Below are 22,714 nucleotides of genomic sequence, written 5' to 3' on the forward strand. Positions count from 1 at the left end.
TGAACGCCGCTGAGTGCGTCCTTCGGGTTCTCTTCGTCATTTCTTGGGTTCCTTTGCCTGCATTATCGCTGGCTCAGGCCCCAGCCGTTCCACTTATCCGGTTGTCCGAATTTGCGCGGCCACCTCTCATCGCGCATGAAAAATAAAACAATGAATAATGCGATCCCGAATTAATGCGAGATGCATCAATCGCGCATTTGAATTCGCACCCGGAAATTGGCGGGCAGTCGCACCCGAACACATGCATCGCACGTTCATGAGAGCAATGCACGGTTGGAAAGCGTTCGCACGTACATACGCGCGGCGACCGTCGATGTCGCGCGCGATGTGTCTCGGCGAAGCACTGGGGCGACCTCGATTGATGAAACATCTCGAATCGGGCGCGAACGATGACAGCGCCTAACGAATCGAACGCAGCCGCGCAGTCAATGCCGCACGTACGCAATGGCGAATCTTGCCTTCCGCCCGGGTCGAGATCCGACGGACGCAGAATGTCGCGCCAGCCCGCCATCTCGACGTGCGGCGCGCACGAATCGCCGCCGCGCGAACGCGTTAGCCATCCGGCCAGCTTCGCGCGGTGGCCCGACAAGGTAAACTCTCACTCAATTCCGTATACGCAGACAGATATCCGCAAGATGGCCACCCAAATCGACGCCTCCTCCGACGCAGCGGCAACGGCCGCCGCACAACACACGCCGATGATGCAGAGGTCTTTTCGCCTTATCTGACAGGGCTTGAATCAGAAAGCTACGCTAAAATCTACGCTCGACTTTTTCAGGATCGGCCGCTCCCGACCCGGAGCTGCCACTCAACGATCCAACCAACTTGCCCGAGACCGGACGTCGAGCGAGCATGTGCTCGACGGATGGATCCTGCTGTAAAGTAGTCCGTGATCGCTGCGAATACCGTAGCGTTAATCAGGGAGCACGTATGGCCGAAATTCAAGCAACTCTGGCAAAGCTGGCCGGCCTTTTGAAGGCGATTCAAAACACCGCAGATGAGGTAGTAGGACGCGGCGACATGAAGGAGCCGCGACGTCACCATAAGCGCGGCGACGTTGGTCATTACTTTGAACAGACATCGAAACACGTTGAAACCTTACGCGCCGCAATGCCCGAACTGTTCGGCGAGCTTCGGAAGATCGACACCGAGCCGGACACTCCGATGGCAACTGATCCGCCATCAAATATGTACAGCCGCGCCCAGATGCTCGCACTCGCTCGCGACATCTCGCAGATCTTTGAAATTCGCGCAAATAGCGAGCTTGCAGCGCCCGCAGCAGCAGAGAGGCCTCGCCGAGTGTTTATAACTCACGGCAATACGGAAGAGTGGCGCAAGGTTCAGCCGTTCATTGAGAAGGATGTGCGGATCGAGACCATCGAACTTGCCCAGGAGTACAACGGCGGCCAAACGATCATCGAGAAGCTGATCGCGAACGCGGATCGCTGCGACTCGGCCGTGATCGTTTGGACAGGCGACGATGTGGACGGCGCTGGGGTTAAGCGCGCCCGAGAGAACGTCATGCACGAGATCGGCTTCTTTCAAGGCCGCTACGGTCGCGGTCGCGTCATCCTGCTTCACGAGGAAGGCGTCAACGTTCCCTCGAACCTTTACGGTCTGGTCTACTCGCCTTTCCCTAAGGGAACCGTCGAAGCGTCGTTCCACCTTCTGCAGCGCGAGCTGACCCACCTCTACGGGCTTTGATTACAGTGTCTTGAGCACTTCCCAACGGTGCTCATCACCTGTCCGAAAGCCGACAGTCGCGAACGTCTGGTCGTGGCCGCATTCGGCCGCCCGATGCCAACCCGGAGCGGCCATTTGCATACACCACCGCCCTCGGTCAGATAGCCCAAGGCGCATACGGCCGCAGCGCGTCGACCGTCTGTACGAGACCTTGGTTGGCCATCGTGTCGAGATAGTCTTCCACTGACTTCGGCGGATTCTTCATCGACTTGCGATGTCGCGCGACCGCCTCCATCACCTTGTGCTTGTTCAAGTCCCACAAGTCGACGATAAAGTCGTCGGGATGCTGCGCCGACACGTTGTACTTTGCGACCCGCTCCTTGGGAAAATCCTTGATGTTCATCGTGACGATGAGTTCCGCCCCAGCATGCATGGCCGCCGCGACGACATGACGGTCGTCAGGGTCGGGCAACTCGATCACCGCGATCAGATGCTCATAGTTTTCAACTTTCGCGTCGCGAACATGCATGTCCATCAGTTCCCGCGTACGCTGGATCGCCTCGGGTTTCAGGTCGGTTCGCTTCGCGAGCAAATTCCTGGTCCACTCGTCATGAATCATATCGGTCCAACGCGCGCGGTACAGGTCCGTCAGCGCGAGATGCATCAACAAGTCGCGCAACGGAGCCGGATATAGGACGCACGCATCGTAGACAACGGTAAAGTTCGACGACATCCAATCAATATCCCATTCCAAGTTCCTGCGCCTGGGCCGTCAGTTCAGCCAGCGCGTCGAGACGGTTCGCATCGATCTTGTTTTTGTACTGAATCAGATCCAGATACATCACGCGTCGATGCGTATTTACCTTCCGGAATGGAATCTCGCCCTGCTCAAGAAGTTGAACCAGGTACGGACGCGAGACATTCAGAAGGTCGGCGGCTTGCTGGGTCGTCAATTCGGCATGGATTGGAATGATCGACACTGCGTTGCCATTTCCGATCTGATGGAGGATCTCGTCTAGCAGCCTCAATGCCGAGGTCGGAAGCGTGACCGTATGCGTATCCCCCTTCTCGTCCTTGAAATCAAACTGCTGAGTCTCGGCGTGGCTGTTCACGACCGTGACCAAATTCCGCCGAGACTCGCGCGCGAGCTCGGCCTCGTGTTCGGACGGGAGGACCGCAGGAGTGACAGTGGTGTTCATGATCTATCTCGGTGATATCAAGCAAAGTGTCGACATCATAAATCGAAATATTCGAAACAGCAACCAATTCGAAATATCCGAAACGAAAGGAAGGTGTCCCCTATATCCGCCGCTCATAAAAAGGGAATGAACATACGACCGGCCGCGCTGCCACCCAATCGCGATGCACGAGCGGCGACTAAGCACGCGGCTCGTACCCGTACAACCGGAATGCCCATCCGCCGACAAAGACGATGTGCTGGCGCCACGGCTCCAGGGTTAACGCAAGTCTGCTGAATTCCGCGAAGCTGCTCATACTTTCTCTCCTACTACTTTTGCCAGAACGCCGTGCTCAAGCTCGGCGGCCTGCTCGGCACCGCGCGTCGGGTCGGCGGAAACGTCAAGCCATGTCTGGATGATATCGGTCACCCAGACTCCATCACACATGACGCGCCCGCGAAGCAGCGATTGAGGGTACTGGTGCTGCTTCAGGATCACATCCGGCCGTTCGCCCTCGCGCGCACGCTTCAAGCCCCGCCAGCCTTCAGCTGCTGCGAGATCGGGCACCCACAGGGTCGTTATGGCACCGTGAACGTGCCCTACGCGCAGAGCGTTGGCCGCCGCAAACTGCCCGAGCGTCGCCCCGTTTTCGCGCTTGAGCGTCTTTCGTAACTGCTGCTCCTCGGGAAGGCCTCCCGCCAGGAATTTCATCGGCACGCTGGCGGCCGGTTTCACGTACGCTGCCTTCCAACGATGCGCAAGCTTGCGTCGCTGCACGATCCGCAGATGGGGCGCAAACTCGACCAGGCCCTCTACTTTCAGCGCATTGATGAGCCGAGTAGCGGTCATGACCGCAACGCCAGCTTCGCGCGCAAGCTCGCTCGCCGTCATGTATATCTTCTCCGGGGCACTTATCAGGTTCTCGCGCTTGATGTCGACCGCGAGCAGGAGCTTGAGCATCCATTGGGCGAGGTCGGAGAATACGAGCGTCGGCAGTGCCGAATGACTGCTGCGCCGCACGGTCACCGGCTGCTCATCGGCCTGCAGCTCCGGAAAATCTGCGTACAGGGGCACGTCGGAGAGGATGGCAAGCGGCTCACCGTTCCCGTACTCCCTATGGAAGCTCACCAGCTTTTTGATAAGCGCGGGCGATGCGATTCCCACCCAGAGGACGACAGCCGGGCGTGATCGGTCTTGCCGTGCGTTCGCGCGTGCGCGCGACTCCAGCAGAGCCTGCGAGAATAGCGGGATCGCGCGATCGGCACGGCCTTCGGTCAGCGCCTTCAATACGACGTGATACGTCTGGCCACGGGGGCTCGTTAGAATGAAATCCCCACCCCTGCCGTCCTCGCCCTTCTCAACGACGTCCCAGCCATGGCTTTGGAAAAGCGAATGCACGGAGTGGCGCGCGAGGCGGTCGGCGGCTCTGGTTACGAAGTGTAGGTCGCTCATATCACTTACCCATGCATTTCAGTTGGCCATGTCAAATCACATGGCCACGTTAATTCACACGGCCATGTTACGCTTACGGTCACATCAAGGCAAGCGGGATTGCGCACTTCCAACACTCCATATAAGGAACAAGAACTGATCGAATGGCTAAGATCGCACCGGCGCACAAGGGTCACTGGTAAACTCGCGCGTCCAAAGTAACTTTCCGCCGGACCCATGAAAACTCCGTCGACCGACGTCCTCGCAGGCCACACGCCAGTGATGCAGAGGTCTCTTTGCCATATCTGACAAGGCATTGATCGAAAAGCTACGCCAAGACCTACGCTTGCCCCTTTTGAGACCGGCCGCTTTCGACCCTGAGCGGTCGTAGAATCTGACCGTTTTCGGGACGGAGAACGCGAACGAGAGTGCGGCGCTTGTTAGGTCAATCACCGACGTATCCTAATCCGGGACGAAGCAACGGGGGGACCATGAAACTGATGCGTGCTGTAGCCGCTATGGCAGCCCTGCTCCTCGCGGCTCACGCGATCGCCGCGACCGATGCGAGCAGCCTGCAGGTACTCGACGCGCGCATCGCTGACGCAAAGCAGGCGGAGACAGCGGCAAGCAAGGCCGCCGACACCACTTGCGGCAATGCGGGCTATGCAATGGGACAACGCGATCTAGGGCTGCCCAACAACGCCAATAGTCAATTCACCCAATGCATGGACGCCATGCAAGCGAGCAATGATGCAATCGGCTTTGTCTCGTACCTGTACGAGCAGCGCTCGCATTTGACTGGGCAGCCATTGCCCAGAGAGTATGCGTGCAGAGGCAAGCCTAATCTCGGGGCACCACACCCAGACGCCAAGGGCCACTACACGGTGTGCCCAAAAGACCCGGACGATCACAGCTATAAATTCTGGATCATTACGCAAGTACGTATGCAAGTTGGCAGCGCCAAGGAAACGTGGAGCGACGGGGGCATCATATCGATGCGCCGCTACAACAGCGAGCCCGAGTGCCGAGCGGGCATTGCCAAGTACGAAGACTCCCCGTCGAAGGTTCCATACACCCTTAAGGACGGGGTGATAGTCGGTGATGTGTGCGTCGAAGTGCTCATCCCCGATGCGCGCGAGCTGCAGCAATGAATCGCGCCTCATGCAATCGGTACACGCAGCCCGAATCTCGCCAAGCTGCGATCGGCAGCACGCGACCCATTGCTGCCGATAGCGAACGTCTGCTTTCGAGAAGGCTGAACGCCATCGCCCACTGGTTGTCAAGAAAGCGCATTGAGCAGGGCATCGAGTGAATCAAGGCAATCGGGGGTTAGCTCGCACGAACGTCGACATAGACTTCGATAAAGTGCGGGGAATTTCCATCAGCAAGAATCCGAATTCTGGTTCGCCCTTCCCGCGTACCGACCTCGTTTCGATCTTCGGCAGCTCGTATAACCTTGGCGAGTCCCTCCAAGAAATCTGCTACCCCGTTCTCGACTGCGTTTGTTCGGTCGTTACCAGCACGGTGAGGCGCAGTACGCTCAGAATCGTTCGAGCTTTCGGAGGACGTCAGCGTGGCTGACCAACCCGATGGTTGTAACGCCAATGCCAACACAGCGACCAATGTGCCAAAAAGAAGTAACCCGGCAAATGCGTTGATTCCTGCGATAACCTTTCCCCCGTGCGTAAGTGGTACAACATCACCAAAACCAACGGTCGTCATGTTGATAACGGTAAAGTAACAAGCATGCAGGAAAGTCCACCCGCTCTCGAAAGCACGTATCGAAGCTGAGCTGACTGATACGTATGCAACAGTGACGATGAGAAGACCGAAAACCCACGGGAGGTTCTTTCGCAGATCCCGCCTGACCTCGGCTGCAGGGGCCACCATCAACTGCATAACGCCATCGTTCTTCACGGGATGCCTCCATTCATAGCGGCGGCGAGTTAACTGAATATATAGACCCGTGGGTCCAGTTTTATATGCTGCACCAGCTACCATTAACAGACGCGCTAGCGATTCTGAAGCAACTTTGCAACACCCAGCCCAGATAGCATATGCGCGGTATAGCCAGACTCAACTAACGTGGGCATGAGGATTCTGCGCGGTGCCGCCAGCCCAACAAGAGCGCGCCTTGAACGGCCGCTATTCGGCAATTTGATGGAAGTTGCGACTGGCAGTTCCTGGCCGAACGCGGCCGGCCACCGCCCTGTGACGCACGACCGTCCCAGATCGACCCACCTCTGCCACTTGGCTCTGCGCCGCGTCAAGGACGGCTTCCAAAATACAACGGTCATACCTGCGGTTGTGTGCTCGGTGAGTCGTCAACGGAAGGGTAATGGTTTTCTCGTTACGTGTACTTGTCCCCGGCAGCTTTACAGAGCTCAATGCAGCGCTTGATCCAGCTTTCATACCAGTACCACGCGCCTTCTACCTGCACGCCATACCCCTTGCTCGGATTTTTTGCGTCTTCGCTCCTCCACATGTTTACGTGGTCCGGCTGCACTCGGAATTTTTGAAAGCCGGCCTTGCGAATCTCTTCGACAACCCGAGTTGGGAGATACTTTGCGCGCTCCACGTCTTTCTTGACCCAGTACTCCTTGTCGATCGTCTTGGCGAGTTCGGAATTTGGATCAATAAATTCGATCACTCGATCCGCTTGTCCGGCCTTGTTCACCAATTTTTTCTTGAACAGTAGACGATATGAGTACCTCGGGTTGTTGTATTCGTCGTGAGTGAGCGCAGCATCAAATTCCGCGACATAGGCTCGAAGTCTCTCTGGAATTTGCCCGTGTGCTGACGTACCGGAAACCTGCTCTTCGGACAATTCGATAAACTGTATACTGTACGTGAGATACGAGTCGAGCCCGTGTCGCTTTCCGAACAGTTTCTTTACATACTCGTTGTAGTTCAGCGAGCAAGCTTGGTAACGTCCACTGAGGAAGTTGTCGAGTGATCTGGTCATCTGATGTTCGATTTCGTGACGAAGTCCAACGAGAAAGCGAAGATTGTTAGCAGTATCCTTATCGATAGGGGACGTCTTTTCATTCAGGCAGCGCTCAAGCTCCCAATATCTGAATGCTCCGCGTTTGGTCCGATCGAATTTACGCCTAGCTCCTTCCTTGGTGAAGTATCGGTACTCAACTCTTTTTCGTCGATAGTGCGCGTGCAAAAGATATGTCCACGCAATAACCATCAGAACGATAAATGTTTCTGATTTAAATGAGGTGTGAGGGTCGTTAAAGGCACGAATTGCACAAAGTGCCGCCTCACGCGATTTCGCGAGGAGCTCCAGCGCTAAGGACCCTACTGTTCGATTACGTGTGCTCATGAAGTCAGCAAACAACGATCGATTCTAATAGAAGTTTGGGGGGCCTGCGGTTTACCCTTGTATTTGAGGTGCCACCCTGCTTGCAGACACTGTCGATCGTGCAGCGAATCACAGTATCCGCCTAATAACCTCCGCCCCCCTCATTCGGATCACTTCGACTACGTAATGTGCAATATCCGGGACGCCGTGATCAACCACCAACTCTGCCACTGGCTTTAAAGGTTGCCCCAAACGACCGGCTGGATAATCTGAAATGCGTCGAAAAGTGTTCGTGCCGCGCGGGTGTGGAATAGGCCAAGTGTTCCCTGAATTCATGTGACAAAGCCAGATCTGATTCGCATACGCACTGATGAACGGTGCCGCATCGATGATGAGAACGTCGTGTTCCAACGTGCGGTAATCCCTAGCATTGAGAAGACCGAGGAGGCGTTTTTTCGTCGCCCAAAAAAATACCTTGGCGTTGATGATGCGATACCAGTCCTCAGGGGTAATACCATTCTGCAATGCCGTTATAAGCCGTGCGCGAGGCATTGGCTTCTGATCACGAAGTACAATGCTGGCCGGATGATTAATAATCACTTCCATCTTAATCGGACGCTGCTGGCTTTCATATCTCAATCGATCCGCCCCTACCACTCCGAAGTGATCCAGCACTGCGCTTGTGCTCAGCAATCCACGCCTTTTTATGCTTTCCCAGGTGTCTCGTTCAGCCATATGATAGAGACGCGGGTATCGATCAATCAGCTTTGATATTTGCATATGTTGTCATCAAGCTCGGGAGCGAGCCGTCCAATTACGACGGTCGATTAGCGAACGCAAATCGTCTATACACTCCTCATGGCGAGGAAAGCGGGTATTTATAAGTGAAACCGGTGCCTGCGAAACACGCTCAAGCTCTTCGACAAACTTGATGGTATCTTGCGTCAGTTGTTCGAATCGCCGCGCATTTCGGTTGCTGGCGTGGATATAGTCCGCAAACGTTAGCACAATATCTGTCGGTGCATTAAGGGCGCAGGCCCTGCGAAACTGGTCCCATTCAAACCAACCGACGCGACGCTTTCGTTTAGTAGTCGAGGTTTTTTCGGCGCTATGCAACGCAGCGGCATCAAGTTCCGCGTGTTTCGCAATGGCATCGAACGTCGTCTCATGTTTGAGTGGACCTGAAGTGTGCCCTTCATCGCCGTCCGGGTCGCCCACCCGAATGGGCATCGGACGGATCACCATTAGAATTTTGCGCACGCGGCTCGGTGAGATGCCGGCCTCCGCGAGGCAACCAGCAACGTTGGTATCGCGCGAGGTCACATAAGGGTATGTGCCATGAAAGAGACTTAGTCCACTTCCTTGGGTGCCTTCGAGTAGGATGGATTGCCGTTTCCGGTAGGCTTCTTCCAAGCGATCGGTGGTGGCACCGTGATAATTTCCAGGTGTACCGACATACGGCGCGAGTGCGGGGACGTCCCGTGCCATATGAAAATGTGATTTGCCACGACTAACGATACGTCGAGCTGTAGCAGCACCGCTGCCGCTGCCAGTCGACGCAATAGTCGAGACGAGATGCCGGCCTTCACTCTCGATATCCTCGTCCTCGATAATCGTCGCCTGTGGGTCGATAAACAATCGGTCCGGGCCAATGCTACAGTCGCAGATCTCATCGAATAGACCTTTGAGACGAATGGTCATACCGGGACCAAGAAGCAAGCGAGAATCCACGTCGCGAGCCCCAGAGGGCAAATGATGATATGTATAAGGTCCGTTCGTGCTGGCGACAGTATGTCCTGCGTTTGGCCCGCCGACTCGCACCATTACGTCATATTCGCGAGCGAGGTACGAAACTACATTTCCCTTGCCCTCGCTGCCATACTGACCACCGATCAACACATCGACGCACCGGATATCAGGCGGAGTGAACAAATGCAAGCGGGCGGCGACGCGGATTAAGGTATCTTGGGCATCGGAACGAGTAGTGTAGATGCGGACATCGGCATCGTTCTTGAGCGCGACAATGTCCTTCTCATCTTTTAGGCGGTCTACTTCCTCATACGAGAGAGCATTCTTCTTTGCTGCCTCCGTTTTGGCGTACCGCTCCTGCAACGTTTCCTTGCTTGCGTATAGGTGAACATGAATGAGGTTTTCCCCAAATACTTGCCGAAATTGAGCTACTTGCGAAGGGCTGCCGACATGATCCACGACCACTGACTTAGTCGAGTCTAGACCTTCTATTGCCTCAAGCGTGGCATGCAGCAGCCACCTTGAATCGGTGGCTTCATCTGCGTGCCGTCCCCGTACTGCCAACTTTTCCCTTTCATTTGCATCGATTTCGGTATTGCAAAAGTCGACCAATACCTGCCTGGCACGGACAACGCGGAACTGAAATTCCTGTTCAAGTAGATTGGCAAGTCCAGTCTTACCACTACAGGTTTTCCCGCTAACGATGACAATCTGACGGTTATTCATGCGTTACCCCCAACCAGGCGTCGATAATCCGAGCAGCGATGTCGCTTGCGCGAAGCGTGGTGGAATCAAATATCTCATCTGCCATCGCGCCAAGTGACCGAGCGGCAATTTCGTTGGGATGTGTAATCGCGGCAACGTAGGCCGCATCGCCTGGTGCGACTCCAACTACATAGCGCTCGCGCAGAACATCCTCTGACGCAGAGAGATGGACATGTCTGACAATTTGCCCGAAGTGGGCGCGGAAGTGCTCGACCTGGCGAGGCTTGCGAACCGCATCAAAAAGCCAATTCTCGACTGAAGGGCTTGCGGCTATAGCCGGAATGGTGACCGCGTCCACAACCCATGCAAAGTCCGTTTCGATGTCGAGCTGGTCACCCGTTTCCTGTAACCACGAACGCATGTCTGAAACGGCACCCCGCTTGCCACAAGTCCGCAAATATCCGCCGCTACTGATTCCTGAGAAATCGTGATTTTCTTTCAGTGCGTAAGCAACGGAACTCTTGCCGGCGCGCATGGCTCCGCTCAGCAGCAGTAATCGTTTAACCGTCATTGCAGCCCCCGCGTCGCAACGAACAGCCTATTGGTTACATACCTGATGTTTATCGCAGATTCCGCGACCGATTTGGCAACTGCTTAATAGACATATTTTTGGCCACTGCAAAATTAGCGCCTTATGTCGATTTGCAGAATTTCTGCTCACAAGCATTGGCGACGCGTCAATGTGCGCGCACAAAGCAGCCCCATCGAATAAATGACGTTTTCCCAGACGATGGGTTCTCGCCACACAGCGGTCTCGTGAATCAGTTTATGCTGCTTCCCGCAGACCTCGCTTAGTACGTGTTTATCCAGACTATATGGCAAATATTTTTCAACAGTTAGCCATATTCGGATAGGGAATTCATCATTATCGATAACCCTGATCCCCCCCCTCTCAATCATCGAGCACAGATTGTCGAGTCGACAGTGCAGTACCAACTCGGCTGTTGGCTCTTGGGCGATCGATGATGATCGCCAGAAATCCTGTGAACCCGCCATTCTGCACTTGATACCATGCGATGCAACGATCCAAGGTAGCCGCTGAGTGGGGAAACGCAACGTTCATCAGCGGCTGCTTGCCTGAACGAAACCGCCGTGTCTGAGCGGCCGAGCAACGGGACGGGCGAATGACGCTTCCTGGCTGCGGATTCAACCGGTCGATGCCAACCCGGAGCGGCCATTTGCATACACCACCGCCCTCGGTCAGATATCCGCATACGATCGCCCCAGCAGTGGCCGCAGTCGCGCCGTCGTCGAATCATTCGAGCTCACACAGCTCCGCCGATCGATCGTAGTTGAGCTTAAAAATTGACATCCGCACCTGACATATTCACCGGGTGCGGCGACATTTCGCCGGCATGTACACTACGTGCGTCTAGAACAATAAGGGCCGAGCGATGCCGATCCGCTGCACATTCGTCTTGAACAATCAGCCGACGTCCGCTTTTCATTGTCCCGGCGTAGGTACCCTACCCGCGTTCTCCGGCCGCAGCTCGGGACGGGACAATCCGAACGCAACTTCGCTTGAGAAAATCGGCCCGATTCCCAAGGGCACCTACTACATCGTCGATCGCCAATCTGGCGGAAACCTAGGATGGCTCTACGACCTGTGGGGCAAATTCGGCTACGGCACATCCGACCACACGAAGTGGTTCATGTTGTGGAACAAGGACACAGGCGATAGCACCTATGTCGGCAAGGTGAGGCGCGGCGCGTTTCGCCTGCATCCGATCGGCGCGATGGGATTGAGTGAGGGGTGCATTACCGTGGCGAACGCGGTCAGCTTCGAGAGGTTTGCGGCATTCCTTCGCAAGAATGGCCCGGACCTTGCCGTACCGGGCACGAACCTCAAAGCCTACGGCACGGTGGACGTGAAATGAAAAAGCTCGGCAAATGTGCGCTCAACACGATCATTACGCTCGTGGGCGGATGGGCGCTTGCCAACATCGTGATCCGACTACCGATCGAAATGCCGGGGTTTCTCGATGACGGCATCCGAGCAATGCTGAATCTGACCGGACATCCCGAGCTCGCGAATCCCGACGATATGGAGGTGTTGGCGATGACGGCGATTCTCATCGCCTCGATCATCGTGGTCGGCGTGCTCGTCACGCTCGCGAACGTTATCATCAAGCGGTCAATCGCCCGCAAGGCAGCACCCTGAATTGCGTTATGGCGGGAGTCCCGCCATAACGCACCGCGTCAGAACAACCCGGCCGGCTCCGCCGCATCGTCCCAACTGAAAATGATCAGCTCGCGACGATCAACGCCCTTCCCCCCGCCCACCGTGTACTGAATCGGCACGCTCTCGATGTGGAACCCGTCGAACGCACGACGGACCTCCGGATGGTCGTTGAGGCTGACGATCGCGCGCCCCTTGATCGACCGCAGCCGCTCGGCCATCTTCTCGTACTCCCCGAACGGAAACGCGACGCCGTACCCCTCCGTTTCGAAGTACGGCGGATCGAGGTAGAACAGCGTATGCGGCCGATCGTAACGATCGATGCAGGCCGCCCAATCAAGCCGCTCGATGTACGCATTCGCGAGTCGGATGTGCGCGGCCGACAGTTCCTCCTCAATGCGCAGCAGGTTCAGGCCGGGCGGCGTAGTCGTCGCCGTCCCGAACGTCTGCCCCTCCAACTTGCCGCCAAAGCAACTTTTCTGGAGGTAGTAGAACCGTGCCGCACGCTGGATATCGGTGAGGGTTTCCGGGACAGTATGCTTGAGCCATTCAAACACCTGACGGCTCGTCAGCGCCCATTTGAACTGACGCACGAACTCTTCGAGATGGTGCTGAACGACGCGATACAGGTTCACCAGCTCGCCGTTGATGTCGTTGATCACCTCGACCTTGGCGGGCGGTCGCATGAAGTAAAGCGCAGCCCCGCCCGCGAATACCTCGACGTAACAGTCGTGCTTCGGAAAGCGCGGGATGATGTGATCCGCGAGGCGACGCTTGCCGCCGATCCAAGGAATGATGGGATTTGCCATTGTGAAAGCCGTTTTTAAACTTGGTGTAGAATCCGGCCCGCCTACCGGTAGGTAGCAGGGCCTTGGCTGATTCACTGGCGCTATCAGTGGAAAGGCGACCGTCGCGCGTGTTCCCGCACGCACGCCGGCCGCCCTGTTTCTCGTTACTTCTCCTCGCAGCTCGGCGTCTCGGGCCGAACCGCACACACGTAGCCCTGTAGGGCCGTCAGTTTGTCGATCTCGCGCTGATCGTCCCCGGCGACGGCAAAAACGCGCTCCGCAAGCGCTCCGTCGAGGTCCGCGTAGGCGGTGGCACCATCGCCCATGCCGGCGGGGCTGCCAGCGCCGGACAGACCGTCGCGACCGGCTGCCGCGCAGTTTCGGACGACGACGCGCAGCCGCTCAGTGCCAGCGCCAAGAGCAGCCCGCAGGCTGCGATTTTCGGCTTCATGCTTGTTTCTCTCCTTCGTGGTTTTCGCGTCGACGGCCGCAACCCGCGATGCCGCCGCGTCGTGCGCGGCGATCGCGCGCTGCTCGGCGTCGAGCGCTGCGCGCGAGATCGCGCCCAACGCTTCGGCGTGCCGTTGCGCATCGAGCGCTCGTGCGGCCTGCTCGTCGGCAAGCCGGCGTGCGCTGATCAGGTGGTCGATGCCTGCGCCGGCCGCCATGCCGAGCAGCGCGGCCAACAAATACGGAATGGCTGCCTTCGGCATCACAGCCCCCGCTCGCAGATCGCGCGCTCTTCCGCGCGCCGCTTCACCAAGCCGGGCAACACCCGGCCCCGCGCCGTCACCCACTGCGGACGTCCGTCGTCGGCCTCGTTCATCGCGCGGCACGCGCCACGCAAATCGCCCGCGCTGAAGCGCTTCGCTGTCGTGCTGCTGCAATAGGCCGTCGGGCCGATGTTGTCCGCGAAGCTCACGGCGGCAGCGAGCTGATAGGGACGCGCCTTCAAGCTCGGCGTGCATCGAAGCACCGCTTCCGCGTGCGTGATCAGATGCGCTTCGAGCGACGCGCGACACTCGGCCTCGCTGTACGCCTGGCCGACGACAACATCGCGCGTATCACCCATGCACTTCGTCGGGATGCCGACCGGGTCGAGATACCCGACCAGCTTGACGCCCTCGAACTTCGGCACGGCCACCGCCAGCACACCGGCCGCGATCGCCCCGACGGCACACACGAGCGTTTTCTTCGGCACCTTGATCACGCTTGCCCCCCTCGACGCCCCTTGTTCTTGATCAGGTAGTAGCACTGAAGGCAGATGTAGCCGCCCGTCAGCATCGACACGAGCAGCGACGCCCACCAGTTCGCATCGTGTCCCGATGCCCACAGCCATAGCGACGATGCAACCGGCGGGGCGCTCCTCGCAGCGCTCGCTGCAATTTCGCCTTTCACAATAATCGACCCCATAAAAAAAGCCGCCCGAACTATTTCGCAGCGGCTCACACTCATCTAGTTAATCTTCAGAAAATCGCTTCACCCACCAAAATTGGCAGTATCACAGTTCCATTTAAAATCTTAGCATTCAATCTCCGGGAATTGATAGGACGAGCACAAAGAGTGCCCCTATCGCCTCTCTACCGCCCGCCATTAATTGGATAATTGGAGTCTAAAAATGAGTCAGTACATCATCGAATACGCAGCCCAAAAGAATTTTGCGATTGGCGTCACCGATAAAATGGCGGGCAAATCCGTCGTACTTCTCGACCTCCGAAAAAATCCCGATCCGAGCAAATATATATGGGAAGTGCAAGATGATTTTACGATTGCTCTTCACTCATCTTCCGACAATCTGATCATCGATGCAGCCAATCTCACAGATCAATCACCCTTAATTCTTAGCACTTACGACCCCGACAACGTCACGAAAACACAGAAATGGCGTTATAAGGATAGCTTTTTTAAAAACGACACCAACACAAAATATTGCATCGACCTCGACAATCGCAAAGTTTCCGACGGATCCACCATCTGGGTCTACACTTCCAACGGATCACCGGCTCAGCAGTGGATTCTTTCCCCATACAGCTCACAGTTTGTCGAGCAACTAACCAATTTGAAGTAATTTAACCAATTCGCCGGAACGCTAATAGATAGCATTCCGGCGAATTAAAATCTAAATTCTTTCCATACGCACTCTTTAATTTAAACCGTCGTGATCGCACGTAAACGGCTTCCCGAACTAGGGTACGCACGATCTATCTCATCGGCACCGGAATCACCAGATTGATTTTCTTCGCCTGCTTCTTGCCGTGACCGGCCTTCGCCTTGCCCTTGTTGCCGGCGGTCAGCACGACTTCCGTCTCCCAACTGCGGCCGGCGTATTCGTGCGTCACCGACTCGACGAGGAAATCGCCGTCCGCGTCGCGCTTGAAACCCTTCAGCGTCACGGTCTTCTCCGCTGACACGTCGGCGCGGCCGAGCATCCGCATGCGGCTTGTCGCCGTGTGCCGGTTGAGCTTCGTCATGCGCGCGTGTGCCGCCGCCTTCGCGGCCTGCGGGCTCGCGAACGCGTGCCGCTCGGTATGCACGGCCGCCGCGCCGGGCGGCGCATCCGGATTCGGGATCGTCAGATCTATCTTCTTGCCCGACTTCGCGTCATGCACCTTCGTCCGCACGGCCGCGAAGCTCGCGCGATCCGGAAACGCAATCTCATAGTCGATCAGTTGATCCGGCCTGAGCACGAGCGCCGGCAGCGCCTTGCCGCTCGCGCTCTTGCCGCCGCCGATCGGCGTGACGATCAGCTTGCCCGCCTTCACGGTCGCGGTCGCGCCGTACTGCCGCGCGATCCGCGTGACGAAGTGCAAGTCGCTTTCGCCGAACTGATCCGCGCGCGGCACGACGACGTCGATCGAACACGCGGCCGCCCACTTGTTGCGCCGGGCGATGTCGCCGACGACATCGGCGAGCTTCGCGTTCGACCAGTTGCCGTAACGGTGCGTCTTCGACGTCGCCCGCAGGTTCGCCGGCCGGCCCCGGATCACGACGGTCGCCGGCGGCCCGCGCAACACGATCTCGTCGATCGCGTACTCGCCGAGCGCCGACAGCCCTTGCCCCGCCCACCCGAGCGAGATCTTCAGCGTCGCGCCCTTCGGCGGGAAGCGGATCACGCCGTCGCGGTCGTCGAGCTCGATCTCGCACTCGTCCGCCTCGAGGCCGGGCTTGTCCGTCGTCCGGATCCGCAGCACGCGATCCTGAATCGTGCGCGTGATGTCCGCGCCGTTCGCGATGATCTGGAATATCGCCTGCATCGCCCGCCCTCACGACCACAGCTGGATCGGCTCGTCGCGCGGCGCGTCGAGATCCGGCAACGTGATCAGCACGCCCGCGCGGAACGGCTGCGGCTCGCGCGCGAGGCCGGGATTCGCCGCATACACGGCTTCGACCGTGCCGCTCAGCGTGCCGTACGCGGCGTAGCAAAGCGTATCGAGCACGTCGCCGTCAGATGTTCTTAAAGTCCTCGCCATAGCGGCCAAACTCCAGACTGTAGGTTTGCTTACGCGGCGCTCCATCCGGCATGAGCGCCTCCTGTTCCTCTTCAACGCTTTGCAGATACCAGCGCCCGAGCACGTCGCCCGTGCCGGCCGTCAGTTGCACCGGCTTCATCCGTCCGCCGATCGCGCGCAACGCCTCCAATTGGCGCGTGCCGGCCCCGAGCGCCGGGAACACGACGCCGGACAGCACGATCGTCTCGCCGCCCTGGCTGACTGCCTGCAACGCTTCCGGCCGGTTCAGGCGCTCTTGCGACGCGACCTTGTAGCGCGTCGTGCGCCGCAGCTTGTCGTACGCGGCCGTCGACAGCCCGAAGTGGAAGCGCCGCCCTTCATCCGTCGTCAGCGTCAGCAGATGTGGGGTAGCCGATGCCGTGTCCGCGCCCAGTGAATCGAACACCGCGCCGAGCCCGGTCGCCTGCGACACCGATTTCACGGCCTTCGCGGTGTCGGTGCCGACGACGGCGGCGAATTGCGTCTCGACGCCCTTCAGCGCCCCCGTCACCGATTGCGCCGCCGCGTGGATCTGCGGATGGTTCGAGGCGTTCGCGATCCGCAGCACGCTGCCGACCGCGCCCGCCGTCGCGCGAAACCCGCGCGTCACCTCGCCGACCTTCGGGCTCAGATCGGTCGCGACCGACAGCGCACTGCTCGCGCCGTTCAGCAGCTCGGCGGCCGACGTCAGGTTGCCCGTCGCGAGCTTCGTCAACGTGTCGACCGTGTTCTGACTCGCCGCGCGATTGCGCTCGTAGACACGGCTGACGTGCTGCGCCCGTTCGGCCGCGATGCTGGCCTGCGTCGCCGCCTGCGTGATGCTTTTCACGAAATCCATCGCCCCTCCTACAAGTGCGGCGCGTCGAACAGCGCCGACCGGTTGTTGCGGTCCATCGACTGGGTCATCGCGCGTTGGATCTGCGGATTGATCCGCGCGAGCAGCCGGTCGGCCATCGCCTGATCGGCTCCACCGTCCAGCTTGATGTGGAAGACCGGCGCAAAGCTGTTTTGCTGCTCGACCTTGAACGCGCGCCGCTCGGCGACGCCGGGCGCGACGAGCGCCTTCGCGTTCGCGACCGCGCGCGCGGCGTCGGGCTCGTCGCCGCGTCGCTGAGTCGTCCACCGGGCGAGCGCCCCGAGCAGCTTCTGGCCGGCGAAGCTGCCGATCGCCCCGCCCGCGACGCCGCCGATCGCCGCGCCAATCGGCCCGCCGAACGCGCCAATCGACGCGCCGAGCTTCGCGCCGACGACGCCGCCCGCGAGACTGCCGCCGATGCCCGCGAAGTTTTCCGCCTTGCGCGCGCGCGTGTCGCCGCCGGCCGCCACCGCATAGGCGTCCTTCGCCGCAAGCCCGACCTTCAGCACCGTCCCGGCGAGCGCGATCTTCCCCGCATACGGCAACACGCGGCCGGCGACACCGCCCAGCGCGCGGCCGAGCCGCCCGAAGCGCCCGCCTCGGCCCGCCTTCCCGGTCGTCGCGCCCGCCGCGCTCGCGATCAGGTCGCCGACCGATCCACCGCCGATGCCGCCGCCCGGCAGGTTGACGACGAACACGCGCTGCACGCCGCTGGCCGCCGCACCGAGCGCGTCGAGCGCCTGGCCGCCACGACCATTCTTCGCCGCCTTGCCGCCCTTCCCGCCGCCATCCCGCGCCATGCGCCCGCCGCGCGCCACGTCGAGCACGCCGCGACCGATCGACCACGCCGCACGCGCGCCGCGATAGGCGATCGCCGCGCCCGCGACGCCGATGACGGCCGCCGCCGCACGCGGCGACGCATCGACGATGTCGCGCACCTTGCCGCCCGCTTGCTTCACCTGCTCGCCTGCGAGATCCGTCACGGGACGCAGCGCGTCGCCGATACTGCGCATCGCGTCGTCCCACTGATCCACGACCTCTTTCCAGATCTGCTTGGATGTTTCGCGGCGGTCATCGAGGTCTTTCTGGATCTGCCCGGAGATGTCCGCGCCGTTACGCTTCATCTTTTGATAGATGTCCGCGTTCTGCATGTAGGCCGTGAGCGCCGCCTTGACCTGCATGTCGGTGAACAGGTCGCCCGTCTTCATCGTCTCTTCGAACGCGCGAATCTGCTTCTGACGCTTGGCCGGATCCAGCTCGGCGTTGATCGACTTCGCCGCCTCGGCCAGTTGCCTGGCCTTCGCGGGGTCGACGCGCTCGATGTACGCGCGCGCGAGCACGAACGACGCTTCGAGCGTCGACCAGCCCTTGCCGATCGCCTCCTTCATCTTCGCTTCGTAGTCGACGCCGGCTTTCTCGTAGTTCCGCTTCGTCTCGCCCGAGCCGATCTTCGAGAACCAGTTTTTCAGGTTGTTCGCGGCTTCGTCGGCGTTGCCCGCCGTCTTCATCTGCACCTGAAGCATCGCGCCCAGCTGCGTGACCGAGTCCTGCCCCGTGATGCCGATCTTCTTCATTTCGGCGAGCAGCACCGGGAACCAGCGGGCCATGTCGACCGACTCGAACGAGCCTTCCTTGCCGAGATACGCGATCGCCTCCAGCGCCTTCAGCATCGCGACCGGATCCTTGATGTCCGCGTTCTGCTCCAGCGCCTGAATCATCTTCGCCGTCTCGACGCTCGTCGCACCCTGCCCGATCGAGAACTTCGCGACGGCCGGCGCGAAGCCGAGCGCGCGGTCGAGATCCATGCCGGCCGCCACCATCTGATTGACCGCCTCGGCCAGCTCGTTGCGGTTCATCCCGTTGGCCGACGCATTGCGCCGGATCCGTTCGGACATCGCGCGCTCTTCGCCCGTGCGCGCGATGCCCGCCTTGATCGCGATGTCGCGGATGATCGCCTGATACTGCGCCGACACCATCGTCGGCACCGCGATCGCGGCGGTCAGCTTCATCGAATCGCCGACCGCGCCCCGCATCGCCTCCCGGCCGCCGCTCAGGCGCTCGTGCCCCATCGCGCGCAGATCCAGCCCCCGCGCCGTGCGGCCGAGCCGCGCATACGCGCGATCGAGCCGGTCGACCTCGATGCCCGCGTCACGCAGGGTCCGCAGATTCGAATCCAGCTTGCGCCGGATCGTCTCGGCCGCGCTGTCGCCCGCGCGATGCAGGCGGCGGAACTCGTCCTGCAGCTTGATCGTCTCGCCGATCTGGCGTTGCCACATGCCCTTTTCGGCGGCCGTCTTGCGCAGCCCGACGATCTTCGATTGCGTGTCGGAGATCGCCTTGCCGAACGTCGCGGATACCGCCCCGCCGATCACGATCCCCAACGCGATACCGCGTTCCATATCCGCTCCCTGTCACGTCAATCCGTCAACCACCACACCAGATCCTCAAGCGTCAGGTCATCGATCGCTTGCGGGCTGATCGCGCATTCACGCAGCAGCCGCTTCGCCAGCGCCTTGACCGTTTTGTCGTGCAGCCGCACCAGCGGGTCGAAAGGAGTCGTACGCGCGTTGCATCGCCACGTAATCGGCCATGTCCATCTGTTCGAGCTCGTCGGGCGCGACGTCCGCGAGCATCGCGAACAGCGTGATCTCGCGCAGCTCGTCGTCGTCCTGCGCGCGCTTGCTCGCCGCGCGCACGTCGCGCACCTTCGGGCGGCGCATCGTCAGCGCATCGCGCAGCACGCCGTCGAGCGTAATCGGGTAGCCGAGCTTGATCGTGATCGTTTCCATCGTCGTTTCCTTGCAATGAGAAAGGGGCGCACGAAGCGCCCCTTCGGGTTCAAAGTTGCTTTGCTTCGCTTCGCGTTACATGCCGAGATCGCGCCGCACCTGCGCGAGCTGATCGACGCCGTCGATCATGCGCACGAAGCCGAACACGTCGATCTCGTGGATCGCCGAGCCGGCGATCTCCAGCTTGTAGTAGTTCAGCGACGCGGCGTATTTGATTTCCGCCTTCTCGCCCGACTTCCACGTGCCGGAGTCGACTTCGGTCAGCATCCCGCGCATGTGGACGGCAACGGCTTTCGTGCCGCCCTGGATGTCGCGGAACGACCCGCGAAACGTGGCGTTGAACGCGGTGCCGTCCGCGATCCCGAAGAACTTCAGCACGTCGCGCTCCAGCGTCGGCATCGAGAACGACGCTTCGAGCGGCTCCATGCCCTGATCGGTCTTGATCGCCACGTCCATGCCGCCCGCGCGGTAGTCGTCGGTCTTGATCTTGAGCTTCGGCGGCGTCACTTCGCTCGTACGCGCCGCGAAGCCGCGACCGTCGACGTACATCGCGAGATTGAAAAGTGTTTCCGGAATCAAGGTTCACCTCCTACGATTGGATATCGAGCACTTCCGTCAGCCACTGATTCGTGACCTCGAAACGGAAGATCGGGTTTTCTGCGGGCGGAACGTCGGTGAACCGGATGTTCCAGTACACCTTGCCCTGTTCGAGCTGGCTCGCGCTGTTCAGGCGCGCATCCGCGTAGACCTCGAAGTTGATGATCGCGCCCTGCGTGCGCAGGTCGCGCATGAACGCTTGCAGCCCTTCCGTGACGTCCTGCACGTAGGTCGCGGTGATGCCGCGGTCGACCGCCCACTTGTGGCCGGCCTGCACTGCGTCCATCACGATGTCGAGCGTGCGCACGCGCGTGACGAACGACCATTTCGGATCCGCCGACAGCGTGCGGTTGCCCCACAGGCGAAAGCCGCCGTCGCGGATGATCGTTGTGACGAACGCGTTGTTCAGCAGGTTCGCGCGGCACGTCTCGTCGCCGTCGAGAAACTCGATCGGCCGGCTCGTGCCCGTGATCCCGACGATCTCCTTGTTCGACGGCGACGCCCAAAAGCCGATCGCCGCGTCGGTCTGGCAGAACATGCCGGCCGCATAGGCGGAAGCCGGCGCGTCGACATCGACGTTTGTCGCGGTATCCCAATAGCGCACGCCCGGATCGACGAGATACAGCCGCTTGCTGCCGAAGTTCTTCGCGTACGCGATCGCGGCCTCGTCGTCCGTGTTCGGGCCGTCGAGAATCGCGATCGCGCGCAGCTTGTTCGCGAGCGCGTCGGCCGCCGTCGCGACGGCCTGCTTCGCCGTGTGGCCCGGCGCGATCAGCAGGCGCGGTTGCAGGTTGAACAGCGATTTGCCGTCGAGCAGCGCTTGCAGGCCGGTCCGCTTGCCGGCCGCCGAGACGCCGCCGATCACGTCCGACGCGAGCTGCGCGGCGTCGCCCTGCTTGTCGACGCCGACCGCGACGATCGCCGCCTTGCTCTGCGCGAAGATCGCGCGCGCGGCACAGGCCACGGCGCTATGCTCGCCGAACGCTTCGGCCGCGTCGTGCTCGTTCGTGAGCCGCACTGGTGCGTTCGGCTGCGCGAGATCCGCGCCCGGCGCGTAGGTGTCGACGAGGCCGACCACCGACGACGACGGCACCGCGATCGTACGCGGGCCGACGTCGACGACGGTCGTCGTCACACCGTGATAAAACGAGGTAGCACCCATTCAGGTCTCCAGAAAAGAAGAAGCCGCTCGGGGGAGCGGCTTCGATTGCGAGTGAGTGGCGGTCAGTGAGGCGTCGAGGACGGGGCGGGTTCTTCGGCGCCTTGATGTGCCGCCGCTTCGTCGTCCGTTCGCTGTTTCTCGTCGACGGCGATCCGGATTGCCGCCTCGTCCGGCTCATCCGGCCACGCGTGCGACGCCGGGAACTCGGCCGACTCGACGACGCGCACGAGCGCCATCTGATACGCCGCCCACGCCTCGAACAGCGCACGCTCGAACGCGTCGAGCTGGCCTGCCGTGAGCGCATCGGCCTTGCCGCGATTCTTCGTGCGCGCCGTCTCCATGCGCGCCGTGAAGTCGCTCATCGCGACCTCGCGCTGCTTGCGCGCGACGATCCGCTCGTCGACGCACCATGCGCCATCGCGCCAGATGTGCTCGTCGGACGGGCGCGGCGCGTCGGTTAGCGCCACGTCGTCCGGCCGGACGCCGGCGCGCGTGATCTCGGCCGGCGACCCGCTGTCGGTGCGGTACAGCCGCATGCCGCGATAGTCGGGCAGCAGCACCCATTCGCCGTCTTTCCAGAACGGCCACGTCAGCGGCGGCCGTTCGGGCAGCGGCTCGGTCGTGCAGAACGCCGGCACGAGCCAGCGCGTCGGATTGAGCGGATCGATGTCCGCCAGAAAGCTCACGACGTATTGACCCGTCGCGTTGTCGTATTGATTGCAGAGCATGTGACCTCTTG

At 60.1% G+C, this 22,714-nt stretch carries 24 protein-coding genes and 2 pseudogenes; 6 read left to right on the top strand and 20 right to left on the bottom strand.

Features of this window, described 5'->3' with window-relative positions:
* Positions 1–491: 491 nt before the first annotated feature.
* Both WS62_RS38290 and WS62_RS18920 read left to right on the top strand, forming a co-directional pair.
* Positions 492–722: pseudogene (locus WS62_RS38290) on the top strand (hypothetical protein); the annotation flags it as partial.
* A 208-nt stretch (positions 723–930) separates the two neighbouring features.
* The gene (locus WS62_RS18920; protein WP_066573878.1) at positions 931–1,704 is read left to right on the top strand and encodes a TIR domain-containing protein; all 774 of its coding nucleotides are present in this window, start codon (positions 931–933) and stop codon (positions 1,702–1,704) included.
* Between the two features lie 136 nt (positions 1,705–1,840).
* Here the strand turns inward: WS62_RS18920 and WS62_RS18925 are convergent, their stop codons facing one another.
* From WS62_RS18925 to WS62_RS18935, 4 genes and pseudogenes are all read right to left on the bottom strand, one after another.
* Positions 1,841–2,416: a PIN domain-containing protein gene (locus tag WS62_RS18925; protein ID WP_066573883.1), complete on the bottom strand. Its 576-nt coding sequence runs from the start codon at positions 2,414–2,416 to the stop codon at positions 1,841–1,843.
* A 4-nt stretch (positions 2,417–2,420) separates the two neighbouring features.
* Positions 2,421–2,882, bottom strand: coding sequence for an excisionase family DNA-binding protein (locus WS62_RS18930; protein ID WP_059576509.1), 462 nt, complete (start codon positions 2,880–2,882; stop codon positions 2,421–2,423).
* A 181-nt stretch (positions 2,883–3,063) separates the two neighbouring features.
* Positions 3,064–3,177 (bottom strand): annotated as a pseudogene (locus tag WS62_RS39045) (GSU2403 family nucleotidyltransferase fold protein); the annotation flags it as partial.
* On the bottom strand, positions 3,174–4,313 hold the full coding sequence (locus tag WS62_RS18935; RefSeq protein WP_066573885.1) for an RpiR family transcriptional regulator: 1,140 nt from the start codon (positions 4,311–4,313) through the stop codon (positions 3,174–3,176). The pseudogene WS62_RS39045 and the gene WS62_RS18935, both read right to left, overlap by 4 nt.
* 470 nt (positions 4,314–4,783) lie before the next feature.
* Between WS62_RS18935 and WS62_RS18940 the strand changes: the two genes are divergently transcribed.
* Positions 4,784–5,443: a hypothetical protein gene (locus WS62_RS18940; protein ID WP_066573887.1), complete on the top strand. Its 660-nt coding sequence runs from the start codon at positions 4,784–4,786 to the stop codon at positions 5,441–5,443.
* 178 nt (positions 5,444–5,621) lie between these two features.
* Here WS62_RS18940 and WS62_RS34165 read toward each other — a convergent pair whose 3' ends face one another.
* The 5 genes from WS62_RS34165 to WS62_RS18950 form a co-directional block, all read right to left on the bottom strand.
* Positions 5,622–6,209, bottom strand: a complete 588-nt coding sequence (locus tag WS62_RS34165) for a potassium channel family protein (RefSeq protein ID WP_197422870.1) — start codon at positions 6,207–6,209, stop codon at positions 5,622–5,624.
* A gap of 433 nt (positions 6,210–6,642) precedes the next feature.
* Positions 6,643–7,623: a DUF3644 domain-containing protein gene (locus tag WS62_RS18945; RefSeq protein ID WP_066573985.1), complete on the bottom strand. Its 981-nt coding sequence runs from the start codon at positions 7,621–7,623 to the stop codon at positions 6,643–6,645.
* 108 nt (positions 7,624–7,731) lie between these two features.
* Complete coding sequence (locus WS62_RS34170; protein ID WP_082721087.1) at positions 7,732–8,382, bottom strand: DUF7002 family protein; 651 nt, start codon at positions 8,380–8,382, stop codon at positions 7,732–7,734.
* Positions 8,383–8,391: 9 nt separating this feature from the next.
* On the bottom strand, positions 8,392–10,077 hold the full coding sequence (locus WS62_RS34175; RefSeq protein ID WP_082721088.1) for an adenylosuccinate synthetase: 1,686 nt from the start codon (positions 10,075–10,077) through the stop codon (positions 8,392–8,394).
* Positions 10,070–10,627 carry a hypothetical protein gene (locus tag WS62_RS18950; protein ID WP_066573889.1) on the bottom strand — a complete coding sequence of 186 codons (558 nt, stop codon included), beginning with the start codon at positions 10,625–10,627 and terminating at the stop codon, positions 10,070–10,072. The genes WS62_RS34175 and WS62_RS18950 overlap by 8 nt, the downstream gene beginning before the upstream one ends.
* Before the next feature lie 883 nt (positions 10,628–11,510).
* On the opposite strand from WS62_RS18950, the gene WS62_RS18955 reads away from it, so the two are divergent.
* On the top strand, positions 11,511–11,993 hold the full coding sequence (locus tag WS62_RS18955) for a DUF2778 domain-containing protein (protein WP_066573892.1): 483 nt from the start codon (positions 11,511–11,513) through the stop codon (positions 11,991–11,993).
* Positions 11,990–12,277, top strand: coding sequence for a hypothetical protein (locus tag WS62_RS18960; RefSeq protein WP_059473695.1), 288 nt, complete (start codon positions 11,990–11,992; stop codon positions 12,275–12,277). The genes WS62_RS18955 and WS62_RS18960 overlap by 4 nt, the downstream gene beginning before the upstream one ends.
* A 38-nt stretch (positions 12,278–12,315) precedes the next feature.
* Here the strand turns inward: WS62_RS18960 and WS62_RS18965 are convergent, their stop codons facing one another.
* From WS62_RS18965 to WS62_RS18975, 3 genes are all read right to left on the bottom strand, one after another.
* Positions 12,316–13,104 (bottom strand): DNA adenine methylase, encoded by a 789-nt coding sequence (locus tag WS62_RS18965; RefSeq protein ID WP_066573895.1) that lies wholly within the window; start codon positions 13,102–13,104, stop codon positions 12,316–12,318.
* Between the two features lie 143 nt (positions 13,105–13,247).
* The gene (locus WS62_RS18970) at positions 13,248–13,796 is read right to left on the bottom strand and encodes a lysis system i-spanin subunit Rz (protein ID WP_066573897.1); all 549 of its coding nucleotides are present in this window, start codon (positions 13,794–13,796) and stop codon (positions 13,248–13,250) included.
* A complete protein-coding gene (locus tag WS62_RS18975; protein ID WP_066573898.1) occupies positions 13,796–14,293 on the bottom strand; it encodes a lysozyme in 498 nt (165 codons plus the stop codon). The genes WS62_RS18970 and WS62_RS18975 overlap by 1 nt, the downstream gene beginning before the upstream one ends.
* A 408-nt stretch (positions 14,294–14,701) precedes the next feature.
* Here WS62_RS18975 and WS62_RS18985 point away from each other — a divergent pair, with 408 nt between their 5' ends.
* A complete protein-coding gene (locus tag WS62_RS18985) occupies positions 14,702–15,151 on the top strand; it encodes an RICIN domain-containing protein (protein WP_066573903.1) in 450 nt (149 codons plus the stop codon).
* A 133-nt stretch (positions 15,152–15,284) separates the two neighbouring features.
* Here WS62_RS18985 and WS62_RS18990 read toward each other — a convergent pair whose 3' ends face one another.
* From WS62_RS18990 to WS62_RS19025, 8 genes are all read right to left on the bottom strand, one after another.
* Complete coding sequence (locus WS62_RS18990) at positions 15,285–16,337, bottom strand: phage late control D family protein (protein WP_066573909.1); 1,053 nt, start codon at positions 16,335–16,337, stop codon at positions 15,285–15,287.
* A gap of 9 nt (positions 16,338–16,346) precedes the next feature.
* A complete protein-coding gene (locus tag WS62_RS18995; protein ID WP_066573911.1) occupies positions 16,347–16,553 on the bottom strand; it encodes a tail protein X in 207 nt (68 codons plus the stop codon).
* Positions 16,528–17,409, bottom strand: coding sequence for a phage tail protein (locus WS62_RS19000; protein ID WP_066573913.1), 882 nt, complete (start codon positions 17,407–17,409; stop codon positions 16,528–16,530). Before WS62_RS19000 ends, WS62_RS18995 begins: the two co-directional genes overlap by 26 nt.
* Before the next feature lie 8 nt (positions 17,410–17,417).
* Positions 17,418–19,826, bottom strand: a complete 2,409-nt coding sequence (locus WS62_RS19005; RefSeq protein ID WP_066573915.1) for a phage tail tape measure protein — start codon at positions 19,824–19,826, stop codon at positions 17,418–17,420.
* 87 nt (positions 19,827–19,913) lie between these two features.
* Positions 19,914–20,216, bottom strand: coding sequence for a phage tail assembly protein (locus WS62_RS19010; protein ID WP_038777192.1), 303 nt, complete (start codon positions 20,214–20,216; stop codon positions 19,914–19,916).
* Positions 20,217–20,291: 75 nt separating this feature from the next.
* Positions 20,292–20,795 (bottom strand): phage major tail tube protein, encoded by a 504-nt coding sequence (locus tag WS62_RS19015; protein ID WP_066573918.1) that lies wholly within the window; start codon positions 20,793–20,795, stop codon positions 20,292–20,294.
* A gap of 10 nt (positions 20,796–20,805) precedes the next feature.
* Complete coding sequence (locus WS62_RS19020) at positions 20,806–21,975, bottom strand: phage tail sheath subtilisin-like domain-containing protein (RefSeq protein ID WP_066573921.1); 1,170 nt, start codon at positions 21,973–21,975, stop codon at positions 20,806–20,808.
* A gap of 62 nt (positions 21,976–22,037) precedes the next feature.
* Positions 22,038–22,703, bottom strand: coding sequence for a tail fiber assembly protein (locus WS62_RS19025; protein ID WP_066573924.1), 666 nt, complete (start codon positions 22,701–22,703; stop codon positions 22,038–22,040).
* Positions 22,704–22,714 lie beyond the last annotated feature (11 nt).

The sequence above is a fragment of the Burkholderia sp. ABCPW 14 genome (assembly GCF_001523835.1).
Lineage (GTDB): Bacteria > Pseudomonadota > Gammaproteobacteria > Burkholderiales > Burkholderiaceae > Burkholderia > Burkholderia mayonis.